We start from the raw sequence: 12,582 nt of genomic DNA on the forward strand, positions 1-12,582 counted from the left end.
CGCCGTCCACCCCTCCGAGGCCCGCGTCCCGCCTGTCACACAACGGAAACATCCGGCGCGAGACCGTAACGAGCAAGATCGCCGGAACCCTTGACACCGCTCCGTCGCGCAGGCCATCGTCGATTGTCGACAACCGACAAGAGAACGGATGATCATGCTCCCGCTGCACGGATCGGTGGCCCTCGTCACCGGAGGCGCGAACGGGCTGGGCCGCGCCACGGCCCTCGCCCTCGCCGAGAGCGGCGCCCGGGTGGGCGTCCTGGACCTGCGCACCACCGACGCGCTCGGCCCCGACATCGCGGTGCTGACCGGCGACGTCGCCGAGGAGGGGGTCGTCGACGCGGCCCTCACCGAGCTGGAGCAGCGCTTCGGACCGGTGGACATCCTCGTCAACGACGCCGCCGACTACCCGACCGCGGGCCTGCTCGAGATGAGCGCGGAGGCCTTCCGGCACGTGTTCGACGTCAACGTCACCGGCCTGTTCCTGGCCTGCCAGGCCTTCGCCCGGCACTACCTGGCCGCTGGCCTCACCTCGGGGCGGATCGTCAGCATCTCCACCGGCTCGGTCCGCAGCCCCCGGCCGCGCGGCTCGGCCTACGCCTCCTCCAAGGCGGCGGTGGAGACGATCTCGGCGACGCTGGCCATGGAGCTGGGCCCGCTCGGCATCACCAGCAACGTGGTCTCGCCGGGCTACATCGACGTCCGCGGGTTCAGCGACGCCAACCCCGACCGGGCCAGCGACGACCTGCGGGCCGCGCTGACCGCGTCCATCCCGACCGGCCGCGCCGGCCGCCCCGCCGACATCGCCCACGCCATCCGCTTCCTCTGCCTGCCCGAGAGCGAGCACCTGAACGCCGCCGTGCTCGCCGTCGACGGCGGGTCGGGCGCCGGCCGCTACGTGATGCCCTCCCCCGCCGCCGCACCCTCCCCCGCGGCCGCCGTCCCCGCCGGCCACGCGTGAGCACCGCCGCCGTGGCGGCGGGGACCCCGCTACTGCAGACCGTCGGGCTGAGCAAGCACTACCCGCTCACCCGCAGCACCGGCGCCTGGCTGCGCCGCGAGCCGGCCGAGGTGCTCAAGGCCGTCGAGGGCGTCGAGCTCGCCGTGCACCCCGGCCGGACGCTGGGCGTCGTCGGCGAGACCGGCTCGGGCAAGAGCACGCTGGGCCGGCTCATCCTGCGGCTGGAGCGGCCGACGTCGGGGCAGGTGCTGCTGGACGGCCACGACATCGTCGAGGGCGGCCGGGAGGGCACCCGCAAGCTGCGCCGCGAGGTGCAGGTCGTGCTGCAGGACCCCTACACCTCCCTCAACCCGCACCAGAGCGTCGGCGACGCCCTGGGTGAGGCCCTCAAGGTGACCGGCACGACGCCGCGCGAGCAGCGTCCCGCCCGGGTGGCCGAGCTGCTGGACCAGGTCGGCTTCCCCTCCGCCTGGGCCGACCGGCGCCCCGGCCAGCTCTCGGGCGGCGGCCGCCAGCGGGTGAGCATCGCCCGCGCCCTGGCCGTGGGTCCCCGGCTGCTGGTCGCCGACGAGCCCGTCTCCGCGCTCGACGTCTCGGTCCAGGCGCAGGTGCTCAACCTGTTCCAGCGGCTGCAGTCCGAGCTGGGCCTGGCCTACCTCTTCATCACCCACGACCTCGCCGTGCTGGAGCGGATCGCCGACGACGTGGCCGTGCTCTACCTCGGCCGGGTCATCGAGTCCGGCCCGGCCGCCGCCCTGTTCGCCGACCCCAAGCACCCCTACACCCGCGCCCTGCTGGCCGCGGCCCCCAAGCTGGGCCAGCGCCGCTCGACCTCCAGCGCCGTCCGAGGCGAGCTGCCGAACCCCATCGCGCCGCCGTCGGGCTGCCCCTTCAACCCCCGCTGCCCCGCCGCGACGGACGTCTGCCGGTCCGTGGTCCCGCTGACCACGACCACGCCCGACGGCCTGCGCGTGGCCTGCCACCTCTACCCGGGCTCCACGCCGGGCTCCGACGCACCCCTGGACGGCGCCGCCGCCGTCCCGTCCCCGCTCACGGGCGCGGCGTCCTCGCCGTCGCCCGCCCCGTCCACCTGGAGGCACTCATGACACCCGAGCCCACCGCACGTCCCCGGCCGGCCCTCGGCCGGTCCCCGTTCGCCCGGCGGCGGCTGCGCCGCGCCGTCCTCGCCGTCGGCCTGACGCTGGCCCTGACCGCCAGCGCGTGCGGGGGCGGGGGCTCCGACTCCGACCCGGCCGCCAGCTCGGCGCCGGCCGCCACCAGCGAGGTGGACACCCTCAAGATCGCCAACGGCGTGGCCATCGACACCCTCGACCCCGCGCAGAACGCGGCCAACGAGAGCATCTGGCTGGACCAGAACATCTACGCCCGGCTGGTCCAGACCGACCCGACCGGGACGAAGGTCGTCCCCGACCTCGCCGAGTCCTGGACCACCAGCGAGGACGGCCTCACCTGGACGTTCACCCTCAACCCGGACGCGAAGTTCGCCGACGGCAGCGCGGTCACCGCGGCCGACGCCGCGTGGTCGATCAACCGGGCCAAGGACGTCGAGGGCGGCTGGGGCTTCCTCATCACCCCGGTGACGAAGATCGAGGCCACGGACGAGAAGACCGTGACGATCACCCTCAAGACCCCGCACGCCCCGCTGCTGGCCGACCTGGCCATGTACGCCTTCGGCATCCTGCCGCAGAAGGCCGTCGAGGCCGACCCCGACTTCTTCGCCAAGACCCCGTATGGCGCCGGCCCGTTCAAGGTCACCAGCCTCGACCCCGACGCCCAGCTGGTGCTGAGCCGCAACGACAGCTACTACGGCGCGAAGCCCAAGATCAGCACCGTCGAGGTCAGCGTCGTCACCAACGACAACACCCGCGTCCTGCAGCTGCAGGGCAAGCAGGTCGACGTGATCGAGAACCCGCCGGGCAACCTGCTGGAGCAGCTCGGCGCGAACCCCGACCTCAAGGTGAACCTGTTCCCCTCGACCCGGGTGGACTTCCTGCAGGTGCCGCTGAAGACCAAGCCCTTCGACGACGTCAAGGTCCGCCAGGCCGTCAAGGCCGCCATCGACCTCGACGCGCTGAACACCCTGGCCTACCAGGGCAACGCCGTCCCGGCGAACACCTTCTTCCCCTACAAGTCGCTGTACTGGGACGAGTCGATCACCGCGCCGAAGCCCGACCTGGACAAGGCCAAGCAGCTGCTGACCGAGGCCGGCTACGCGGACGGCTTCACGACCAACCTCATCGCCGTCAGCGGGGACGCCGCGGGCCAGGCCCAGGCCGTCGTGATCAAGGACGACCTGGCCAAGATCGGCATCGACGTGACGATCACGTCCTTCGAGCAGTCGACGGCCTACACCAACGAGCGCTCGGGCACCAACGGCCTCGGCCTGCGGTACTGGACCAACGACATCATCGACCCCGACGAGGTGGCCACCTTCGGCGCCGACATCGACGGCGGCGCGAACTCCTTCAGCTCCTACTGGGGCGACCCGGCGGTCAGCAAGCTGGTCAACGACGCCCGCTCGGAGACCGACGAGGCGAAGCGCCAGGAGATGTACAGCCAGATCCAGCAGGCCGTCTACGACCAGGTCCCCTTCGTCCCGCTGGCCTACGCGCCCTTCCGCTACGCGTCGGGCTCCTGGGTCAACGGCTTCCAGGTCTCCCCGCTGGGCAACTACAACGACTCCCTGCTCAACCTGACCGTGGGGAGCCACTGACGATGGAACGCTTCGGGCTGCGCTGGTCGCGCCTGGGCAACCTGGTCCCGGTGCTGTTCGGCATCACCGTGGTGAGCTTCGTGCTCATCCGGCTGGTGCCGGGCGACCCGGCGTCGCAGATCCTCGGCAACCGCTACACCCCCGAGGCGGCCCAGGAGATCCGGGCCTCGCTCGGCCTGGACCGCTCGATCCTCACCCAGTACGGGATCTTCGTGCGGTCCGCGGCCACCGGCTCGTTCGGGGAGTCCTACCAGTACCACCGTCCGGTCGGGGAGCTGCTCCTCGACCGGATGGGCCCCTCGCTGCTGCTCGTGGGCATGACGGCCGCGCTCTGCGCGCTCGTCGCCGTCCCGCTGGGCCTCCTCGCCGCGCTGCGGCGGGGAGGCCTGCTGGACCAGGGCACCCGGGTGTTCTTCACCATCGGGTACGCGCTGCCGGGCTTCCTCGTCGGCGTGGTGCTGATCCTCGTCTTCGGGCTCAAGCTGCGCTGGTTCCCGATCGGCGGGTACGGCACCGGGTTCGCCGAGCACGTCCACCACCTGGTGCTGCCGGCGGTCACCCTGGCCATCCCGTTCTCGACGGTGCTCGTCCGCTCCCTGCGCTCGAGCACCATCGGGGTGCTGGACTCCGACTTCATCACCATCGCCCGGCTCAAGGGCATCTCGGGCAGCCGGGTCATCTTCCGGCACGTCCTGCGCAACGCCATCGCCCCGGTCGCGGTGGTGTTCGGGATCAACCTGGCCTTCCTCGTCGGCGGCTCGGTGGTGGTGGAGAACGTCTTCTCCATCCCGGGGTTCGGCAGCCTGCTGGTGGGCGCGGTCTCGACGCGGGACTACCCCGTCGTCCAGGCGGTGGCCCTGGTGCTGGCCGTCTTCGTGCTGGCCGTGAACGTCCTCACCGACGTCGTGCACAGCCTGCTCGACCCGCGGCTCGCGGTGGCGGTGGCCCGGTGACCGTCCTCGACCCCACCCAGCTCGGTCCCGACCTCACCGCCTTCCGCCGGGTCCGGTGGCTCCGGCTGCCGCTGCCGAAGGTGCTCCGCGGGAAGGTCTCGCTGGTGCTCGGCCTCGGCCTGCTGGCCGTCATCGCCGTGCTCACCCTGGGCGCACCGCTGTTCACCTCGTGGTCCCCGACGGCCATCGACCCGCTCCGGCCGCTGCTGGCGCCGGGCACCGACGGCCACCTGCTCGGCACCGACGAGTTCGGCCGGGACCTGTGGGCCCGGGTGCTCTACGGCGGCCGCTACGACCTGGCCATCGCCTTCGGGGCCACCGCGGTCACCCTCGTGGTCGGCACGGCCATCGGGATGGTCGCCGCCTACGTCGGCGGCTGGGTGGAGGGCCTCACCATGCGGGTCGTCGACCTGTTCTTCGCCTTCCCCTTCATCGTCCTGGTGATCGCCATCGTCGCCAGCCTCGGCCCGAGCCTGCGCAACATGTTCATCGCGCTGTGGGTGGCCAGCTGGGTGGCCTACGCCCGGATCGCCCACGGGCAGACGCTCTCGGCGCGCCGGTACGGCTACGTCGTCGCGGCCAACGTCCTGGGCTACTCCCCCGCCCGGGTCCTCACCCGGCACGTGCTGCCCAGCGTGCTGCCGCTCGTCGTGGTCTTCGCCATGGTCGACGCGGTCGGCAACGTGCTGCTGGGCGCCTCGCTCGGCTTCCTCGGCATCGGGGTCCGGCCGCCGACGCCGGAGTGGGGCTCGATGATCGCCGCCGGTCAGAACTACCTGCTGTCGAACTGGCAGCTCTCCCTGGTCCCCGGCATCGCCCTGGTGCTGCTCGGCGTGGCCTTCAGCCTGCTGGGCGACGGCCTGGCCGACGTCCTGAGGCAGAAGCAGTGAGGAGCACCGTGACCACCTCCGCCCGCCCGGAGCCGAGCACCCGGACCGCCGCCGGCGGCGTCGACCGGAACCGCGTCCTGCTGGAGGTGCGCGACCTGCGGGTCTCCATCCCCACCCCGGCCGGGCCCGTCAACGCCACCGACGGCGTCTCCTTCACCCTGCGCCAGGGCGAGGTGCTGGGCGTCGTCGGGGAGACCGGCTCCGGCAAGAGCGTCACCTGCCGCGCCCTGCTCGGCCTGCGGCCGACGCCGGGGACCACGGTGAGCGGCACCGTCGCCTACCCGGGCCTGGGCGTCGACAACGTCGCCGACCTCTCCGCCGCCGGCCTGCGCCGGCTCTGGGGCCGCGACGTGGCGATGATCCCGCAGAACCCGATGACCTCGCTCAACCCGGTCCGCCGGATCGGCGACCAGGTGGGGGAGGCGGTGGGCGCCTCCGGCGGCCCGCGGGGACGGGAGCGCCGCGACCGCGTCGTCGACCTGCTCCGCCAGGTGGGCCTGCCGGCGCCCGAGCGACGGCTCTCGGCCTACCCGCACCAGTTCAGCGGGGGCATGCTGCAGCGCACCCTGATCGCCATCGCGATCGCTCAGGACCCCAGCCTGCTGGTCGCCGACGAGCCCACCACCGCCCTCGACGTGCTGATCCAGGACCAGATCCTCGGCCTGCTGCTCTCCCTGCAGCGCGACCTCGGGACCAGCCTGGTGCTGGTCAGCCACGACCTCTCGGTCGTCTCCCAGGTCTGCGACCGGGTGGCGGTGATGTACGCCGGCCAGGTCGTCGAGCTGGCCGACACCGCCACGCTGCTGGCCGCCCCGCAGCACCCCTACACCCGGGCGCTGCTCGAGGCGCTGCCGGCCGCGGTCCCCCGCGACCAGCCGCTCCGCGTCATCCCGGGCGCCCCGCCCCCGCTGGTCGGCCTGGGTGCCACCTGCCGGTTCCTCGACCGGTGCGAGCACCGGCAGGACGCCTGCAGGACCTGGCCCACCGAGCTGGTCGGCACCGGGCCCGGCCACCTCAGCCGGTGCCGCCGGGCCGCCGAGCTGGGCCCCACCGCCCTGCCCGTGCCCGTCGCCGCCGCCCCGCTGCCCGTCAACCCCGTCCCCGTCCCCCTCCACCCCGACTCCCACCTCTCGTCCGACCCCACCCCAGGAGACCTGTCATGACCGCCACCCCGTCCGGTGCCACCCCGGAGAAGAAGACCCTCAACGTCGGCGTCGTCGGCACCGGGCGCTGGGCCGTCCGCTCCCACATCCCTGGCTGGCAGCGCGACTCGCGCTGCACCGTCGTCGGCCTGGCGGACGTCGACCAGGCGCTGGTGAAGTCCGCCGGCGAGCAGTTCGGGGTCTCGAACGTCACCGACGACTACCGCGACCTGGTGAACGACCCCGACATCGACGTCATCGACGTCGTCACCGGCGACGCCATGCACTTCGAGGTGACGATGGCCGCGCTCGAGGCCGGCAAGCACGTGCTGTGCGAGAAGCCGGTGCACCACAGCTACGCCGAGGTCGACCGCGCCGCCGACCTCGCGGCCAGCAAGGGCCTCAAGACCAAGCTGGGCTTCACCTTCCGCTACGCCCCGGCGACGATGTACGCCGCCGAGCTGATCCGCGAGGGCTTCGTCGGCACGCCGTACATGCTCAACGCCTACGAGCAGAACAGCCAGTGGCTCGACCCGTCGAACCCGCTGCGCCAGCAGAACAACCCGGGCGACCCCGACGAGATCCAGGTGGCCTCCATCGAGGGCTACGGCGCCCCGGTGATCGACATCATGCACTGGTGGATGGGCACGCCCCTGACGTCGGTCGTCGGCACCATGCGCAACTTCGTGCCCGAGCGCGTCGTCCGCGACACCGGGAAGATGACGCGGATGAACATCGACGACGGCGACATGTGGCTGGCCGAGTTCGAGGGCGGCGGCCTGGCGTCGGTGCAGTCCTCCTTCGTCACCGTCGGCAACTACCCCGGCATCGAGGTGCGGGTCTACGGCTCCGAGGGCGCGATCATCGTCCGGCTGGTGGAGGAGGCCGGCATCTGCCAGACCATCCGCACCGCCACCAAGGACGCCGTCGAGTTCGTCGAGCGGGAGATCCCGCAGCGGTTCTTCCCCGAGGGCGGCACCTCGCTGGAGGCCTGGCCGTTCCTCTTCTACTCCAACCTCATCGCCGACTTCGCCACCGAGATCCTCTCCGGTGGCCCCGAGAACCAGGGCGACTTCCGCCAGGGCGCGCTGGTGCAGCAGACCATCAACGCCTTCGAGGCGGCCCACCGCCGCCGCGCCTGGGTCGACTTCCCGCTGCCGGCGCAGGCATGAGCGCCGACGCGCACGGCTGGGGCGGGCTGGACGACGGCACCGCCCGCCAGGTCCTGGAGGAGGCGCTGGCCGCCGCCTCCGGGCCCGGGGTCTCCTTCGCCGACGTCCGGCTGGTCGAGGCCGAGGAGGAGCGGCTCTACACCGACTCCCGCGGCGAGCTGGACGAGCGCCGCGAGCACAACGCCGGGCTGGGCGTCCGGGTGCTGCTCGACGGCGCCTGGGGCTTCGCCTCGGGCCCGCTCGACGGCCCCGACGCCGTCCGGGCGGTGGCCCGCCGGGCCGTCGCCGTGGCCGCGTCGTCGTCCGGGCTGGCCCGGGTGGTGCTGCCGCCGCGGGAGCCCTCCAGCGGCACCTGGTCGGTGCCGGTCGAGGTCGACCCCTTCGCCGTCGACGCGGCGGAGCGGCACGGCCTGCTGCAGCGCGTCGTCGCCGCGGCCTCGGCCCCGGCCGAGGTCCGCTCGGTGACGGCCGGGCTGAACGCCAAGCGCCAGCACAAGCACTACGCCGACACCGAGGGCGCCCGGCAGCACCAGCACCTGGTGGAGACCGGCGCCATGTTGCTGGCCGTCGCGGCCGACGGCTCCGGCGCCCAGCGGCGCAGCTTCCCCAACTCCTTCCACGGCAACACCGCGGCGGGTGGCTGGGAGTACGTGCTGGGCCTGGGCCTGGAGGCCCAGGCGGCCCGCGTCGGGGAGGAGGCGGTCGCGCTGCTCCGCGCCCCGCAGGCCCCCGGCGGTACCGCCGACGTGGTCATCGGCCCGGCTCAGATGGCCCTGCAGATCCACGAGTCGGTGGGCCACGCCCTCGAGCTGGACCGCATCCTCGGCGACGAGACCAACTTCGCCGGCCGCTCCTGGGTGCAGCCCGAGGACATCGGGACGCTGCGCTACGGCTCGCCGGCGGTCACCGTCGTCGCCGACCCCACCGTGGCCGGCACCCGCGGCAGCTTCGCCTGGGACGACGAGGGCACCCCCGCCCGCCGGCAGCCGCTGATCGAGGAGGGCGTGCTCCGCCAGGTGCTCTCCAGCCGCGACTCCGCGGCCCGCTACGGCAGCGAGCCCACCGGCGCGGCCCGCGCCGACGGCTGGGGCTACCTGCCCGTCTGCTTCGCCACCAACGTCTACCTGGAGCCCGGCGAGGGCTCGCTGGATGCCCTGCTGGACCGGATGGGCGACGGCTACCTCGTCGACGACAACCGCAGCTGGTCGATCGACGACCGGCGGATGGCCTTCCAGTTCGGCACCGAGGCCGCCTGGGAGGTGCGCGGCGGCAAGCGCGGCCGGCTGCTCAAGGGCTTCTCCTACGGCGGGCTGACCCCGCAGTTCTGGGGCTCGGTCGAGGCCGTCGCCGGACCGGAGGAGTTCCGCGCCTTCGGCATGCCGTGCGGCAAGGGCGAGCCCAAGCAGTGGGGCTTCCTGGGCCACGGGGCTGCGCCCACCCTGTTCCGCGGCATCGCGACGGGGGTGGCCGGATGAGCGCCGACCTGACGCCCGTGCTGGGCGAGAGCCGGGCGCTGGAGGCCTGCCGGGCCGCCGTCGACGGCGCCCGGGCTGCGGGCGCCGACGAGGCCGAGGCCTTCCTCACCGGCCGCGCCGGCAGCTGGACCCGCTTCGCCGAGGACCGCATCTCCCAGCCGCAGGACATCACCGAGTGGCAGCTGATGGTCCGGGCCTCGGTCGGCGGCCGGTCCGCCCGGATCGCCACCACCGACCTGGCCGCGGCCCGCGAGGCGGGCGCCCGGGCGGCGACCCGGGCCCGGGTGCTCACCGAGGTCGCCGGCCCGCTGCCGGTGCTCCCCGCCCCTGCCGCGGCGCCGGCCCTGCCGCCGCTCGGCGCCGACGTCCTCTGGGCCGAGGACACCGCCGGCTGGGACGTCGGCGCCCGCGTCGGCACCGCCCGCACGGCGATGGCCGCCGCCCGGGCGGCCGGCGGCAGCGCCTTCGGCGTGCTGGGCCAGGCCGTCGGCGAGGTGGCCGTGGTCACCGCCGACGGCAGCACCCGCTATGCCGCGGGGACCGAGGCGCTGGGCTCGCTGACCGTCCGGGTCGGCGACGGCACCTCGCATTGGGTCGACCTCGACCGCCGGCTCGGCGTGCTCGCCGTCGACGCGGCCGTGGCCACCACGGTCGAGGAGGCCGTCCGCGGCCAGGGCCGGCGCGAGCTGCCGGCCGGGCGCTACGACGTCGTCTTCGGCCCGCTCGCCACCGGCGGGCTGCTCGAGGGCTTCGAGTCGTTCGGCTTCAGCGGCGACGCGGTGGCCGACGGCGTGGGCGCCGTCGCCACCCGGCAGGGCGAGCGGGTGGCCCCGGCGTCCGTCGACGTCGCCGACGACCCCCGCGCCCGGCGCGGGCTGCCCTTCCCCTTCGACCTGGAGGGGACGCCGTCGTCACGGGTTCCGCTGCTCGACCACGGCGTCGTCGGCGGCGCGGTCACCGACCGGGCCAGCGCGGCGCGCGCCGGCCTGGCCGCCACCGGCCACGCCCACATCGCCCGCGAGGAGACCCCGCACCCGACGCCGTCGAGCCTGACGATGGCGGCCGGCGACGCGAGCACCGCCGAGCTGCTGGCCGGCGTCGAGCGCGGGGTCTACGTCCAGCGGCTCTGGTACCTCCGCGTCGTCGACCCGGTGGCCACCACCCTCACCGGCGGCAGCCGCGACGCCTGCTTCCTCGTCGAGGACGGCCGGCTGGCCGGCGCGCTCGCGCCCGCCCGCTTCACCGAGTCGGTCTTCGGCGCGCTGAGCCGGGTCGACGCGATCGGCCGCGACGTGCTGGCGCAGCCGCTGCCCAACGTCTGGAACGGGGCGGTCACCGCCCCGGCCGTCCGGGTCCGGGGCTTCCGCTTCGGCCCCCACGGCTCGCCTCCCCCCACCCCGACCCCCACCCCCACCCCCGCGAGAGGCTGACGTGGACGTCCGCACCAACGCCGACCGGCTGGTCACCCAGGTCCTCACCGGCGAGGTCTGGCCGGCCACCGCCGACCGGCACGCCTACCGGGTGGACGGCGACGGCCACCCCTTCGTGCTGCCGGGCATGGGCGGGGTCACCCTCGCCGGCCACCTCGGCGACCCGGCCACCGGCTGGGCCGCCGACCACCTGGAGCCGGGCCTCTCGGTCCGGCACCGCGACCCGGCGGCGAACTTCGCCCTGCAGTACCTCACCTGCGTCGGCAACGAGGTCACCGTGCTCTCCGGTGCCGCCGCGGGCGGCACGGGCGTGGCCATCGGCCAGCACGCCTACGTCCTCGTCGACGCCGACGACGCCGTGCTGGAGGCGACCACGGTCGGCGACCGCGTCCGGGTGGTGGCCCGCGGGCAGGGCCTGCTCCTGCTGGACCACCCGGACGTCCGGGTGAAGAACCTCGACCCGGCGGTGCTGGCGGCCATGCCGGGCGGCACGACGGCCGACGGCCGGCTGGCGGTGCACGTCGCCCGCGACGTGCCCGCCGACGCGGCCGGGGCCGGCGGCGGGATGTCGTCGGAGTACGCCAACACCGACCTGATGGGCGCCTACGCCGGGCTGGCCGACGACCTGTCGCTGGGCCTGGAGTCGCTGCGGATCGGCGACCTCGTCGTGCTGCGCGACACCGACCACAGCTGGGGCCGCGGCTACCGGCCGGGCTGGCTGACCATCGGCACCATCTCGACCGGGCAGTGCGCGCTGTTCGGCCACGGCCCCGGCCCCAGCACGCTGATGAGCGGACCGGCCGAGGCCTTCACGATCGTCGAGGACCCGGACGCGAACCTCGGCCACTACGTCGGGCGGCCCGCCGCCCAGGAGGTGCCCGCATGAGGACCGTCGCCATGAACCTGGCCGGCGTCGCGGAGTTCCCGGCGATCGGCTCGACGCCGTACCGGGTCGACGTCGACGGCCGGCCCTACGTCCCCGTCGGCGACGGCGGCATCGTGCTCGGGGTCTCCCTCGGCGACCGGGTCACCGCCACGGCCGGCGACCACGTCGCCCCCGGCGTCTCGGTCGGCCACCCGGACCCGGCCGCCCGCTTCGCCCTGACGGCGCACGCCTGCGTCGGCAACCCCGTCGTCGTCCGCGACGGCGCGGCCGCCGGAGCCACCGGGCACGTCATCGGCAAGCGGGGCGAGGACGGCCGGGTGCTGGCCTGGCTGCCCGAGGAGGCGCTGGCGGTGATGGTGCCCGGCGACGGGCTGAGCGTGCGGGCCTCCGGCCAGGGCGCCCGGCTCGACGGCGGGCCCGACGACGTCGCGCTGCTCAACCTCGACCCGTGGCTGCTCGACGGCCTCGGCGTGCAGGTGGGCCGCGACGGCGTCGGCGTGGGCGTCCGGGCCGTCGTGCCCAGCCGGCTGGCGGGCAACGGCGTCGGGCGGCCGGCCCAGCTGTGGGACCTCGACCTGGCCTTCCCGGCCGGCGACCCGGTGCTGGAGGGCCTGCGGCTCGGCGACCTGCTGGCCGTCGCCGACCTCGACGTCCGGCACAACATGGGCTTCCGCCGCGGCTGGCTGACCGTCGGGCTGGTGGTGCACGGCGACAGCCCGATGCCGGGCCACGGCCCGGGCTTCGCGCCCCTGCTGACCGGGCCGGCCGCCCGGCTGGAGGCGCTCGTCGACGCGGGCGGCCACACCGGGCTCACCCTCGACGTCCTGTCCGGCGGACGCCGCGGACCGGCGGAGGTTCCCGCACCGGCCCCCGGGGGCAGGGCAGGATGATCACCCAGACACCGGCCGTCCGCGAGGCCCGCGCCGGCCGAGGGACAGG

The 12,582-nt window shown here is 74.5% G+C and carries 11 protein-coding genes; all 11 read left to right on the top strand.

The genetic code is table 11. The features are described 5' to 3' along the window. Nucleotides 1-148 precede the first annotated feature (148 nt). Genes JOF54_RS00850 through JOF54_RS00900 form a run of 11 tightly spaced genes read left to right on the top strand, consistent with a single transcriptional unit; the run spans nt 149 to nt 12,533 of the window. Nucleotides 149-961, top strand: coding sequence for an SDR family NAD(P)-dependent oxidoreductase (locus JOF54_RS00850; protein WP_210052115.1), 813 nt, complete (start codon nt 149-151; stop codon nt 959-961). Beyond that, complete coding sequence (locus tag JOF54_RS00855) at nt 958-2,067, top strand: ABC transporter ATP-binding protein (protein ID WP_210052117.1); 1,110 nt, start codon at nt 958-960, stop codon at nt 2,065-2,067. The genes JOF54_RS00850 and JOF54_RS00855 overlap by 4 nt, the downstream gene beginning before the upstream one ends. After that, nucleotides 2,064-3,695 (top strand): ABC transporter substrate-binding protein, encoded by a 1,632-nt coding sequence (locus tag JOF54_RS00860; RefSeq protein WP_210052119.1) that lies wholly within the window; start codon nt 2,064-2,066, stop codon nt 3,693-3,695. The genes JOF54_RS00855 and JOF54_RS00860 overlap by 4 nt, the downstream gene beginning before the upstream one ends. Nucleotides 3,696-3,697: 2 nt before the next feature. Continuing rightward, nucleotides 3,698-4,648 (top strand): ABC transporter permease, encoded by a 951-nt coding sequence (locus JOF54_RS00865; protein WP_210052121.1) that lies wholly within the window; start codon nt 3,698-3,700, stop codon nt 4,646-4,648. Further along, nucleotides 4,645-5,538 carry an ABC transporter permease gene (locus JOF54_RS20590; RefSeq protein ID WP_210052123.1) on the top strand — a complete coding sequence of 298 codons (894 nt, stop codon included), beginning with the start codon at nt 4,645-4,647 and terminating at the stop codon, nt 5,536-5,538. The genes JOF54_RS00865 and JOF54_RS20590 overlap by 4 nt, the downstream gene beginning before the upstream one ends. Before the next feature lie 8 nt (nt 5,539-5,546). Then, on the top strand, nt 5,547-6,701 hold the full coding sequence (locus JOF54_RS00875) for an ABC transporter ATP-binding protein (RefSeq protein WP_210052125.1): 1,155 nt from the start codon (nt 5,547-5,549) through the stop codon (nt 6,699-6,701). Further along, nucleotides 6,698-7,852 (top strand): Gfo/Idh/MocA family protein, encoded by a 1,155-nt coding sequence (locus JOF54_RS00880; RefSeq protein WP_210052126.1) that lies wholly within the window; start codon nt 6,698-6,700, stop codon nt 7,850-7,852. Before JOF54_RS00875 ends, JOF54_RS00880 begins: the two co-directional genes overlap by 4 nt. After that, a complete protein-coding gene (locus tag JOF54_RS00885; RefSeq protein WP_210052128.1) occupies nt 7,849-9,327 on the top strand; it encodes a TldD/PmbA family protein in 1,479 nt (492 codons plus the stop codon). Before JOF54_RS00880 ends, JOF54_RS00885 begins: the two co-directional genes overlap by 4 nt. Beyond that, nucleotides 9,324-10,757 carry a TldD/PmbA family protein gene (locus tag JOF54_RS00890; RefSeq protein ID WP_210052130.1) on the top strand — a complete coding sequence of 478 codons (1,434 nt, stop codon included), beginning with the start codon at nt 9,324-9,326 and terminating at the stop codon, nt 10,755-10,757. Before JOF54_RS00885 ends, JOF54_RS00890 begins: the two co-directional genes overlap by 4 nt. A 1-nt stretch (nt 10,758) precedes the next feature. Continuing rightward, nucleotides 10,759-11,643, top strand: coding sequence for a DUF4438 family protein (locus JOF54_RS00895; RefSeq protein WP_210052132.1), 885 nt, complete (start codon nt 10,759-10,761; stop codon nt 11,641-11,643). Beyond that, nucleotides 11,640-12,533 carry a DUF4438 family protein gene (locus JOF54_RS00900; RefSeq protein WP_210052134.1) on the top strand — a complete coding sequence of 298 codons (894 nt, stop codon included), beginning with the start codon at nt 11,640-11,642 and terminating at the stop codon, nt 12,531-12,533. Before JOF54_RS00895 ends, JOF54_RS00900 begins: the two co-directional genes overlap by 4 nt. Nucleotides 12,534-12,582 lie beyond the last annotated feature (49 nt).

Origin of the sequence: Microlunatus capsulatus, from assembly GCF_017876495.1 — a bacterium.
In the GTDB taxonomy this organism is placed as follows: domain Bacteria; phylum Actinomycetota; class Actinomycetes; order Propionibacteriales; family Propionibacteriaceae; genus Microlunatus; species Microlunatus capsulatus.

Coding starts and splice junctions, on each gene's coding strand:
- JOF54_RS00850 (WP_210052115.1), top strand. CDS start 149: ATGATCATGCTCCCGCTGCACGGATCGGTGGCCCTCGTCACCGGAGGC.
- JOF54_RS00860 (WP_210052119.1), top strand. CDS start 2,064: ATGACACCCGAGCCCACCGCACGTCCCCGGCCGGCCCTCGGCCGGTCC.
- JOF54_RS00865 (WP_210052121.1), top strand. CDS start 3,698: ATGGAACGCTTCGGGCTGCGCTGGTCGCGCCTGGGCAACCTGGTCCCG.
- JOF54_RS00880 (WP_210052126.1), top strand. CDS start 6,698: ATGACCGCCACCCCGTCCGGTGCCACCCCGGAGAAGAAGACCCTCAAC.
- JOF54_RS00885 (WP_210052128.1), top strand. CDS start 7,849: ATGAGCGCCGACGCGCACGGCTGGGGCGGGCTGGACGACGGCACCGCC.
- JOF54_RS00890 (WP_210052130.1), top strand. CDS start 9,324: ATGAGCGCCGACCTGACGCCCGTGCTGGGCGAGAGCCGGGCGCTGGAG.
- JOF54_RS00900 (WP_210052134.1), top strand. CDS start 11,640: ATGAGGACCGTCGCCATGAACCTGGCCGGCGTCGCGGAGTTCCCGGCG.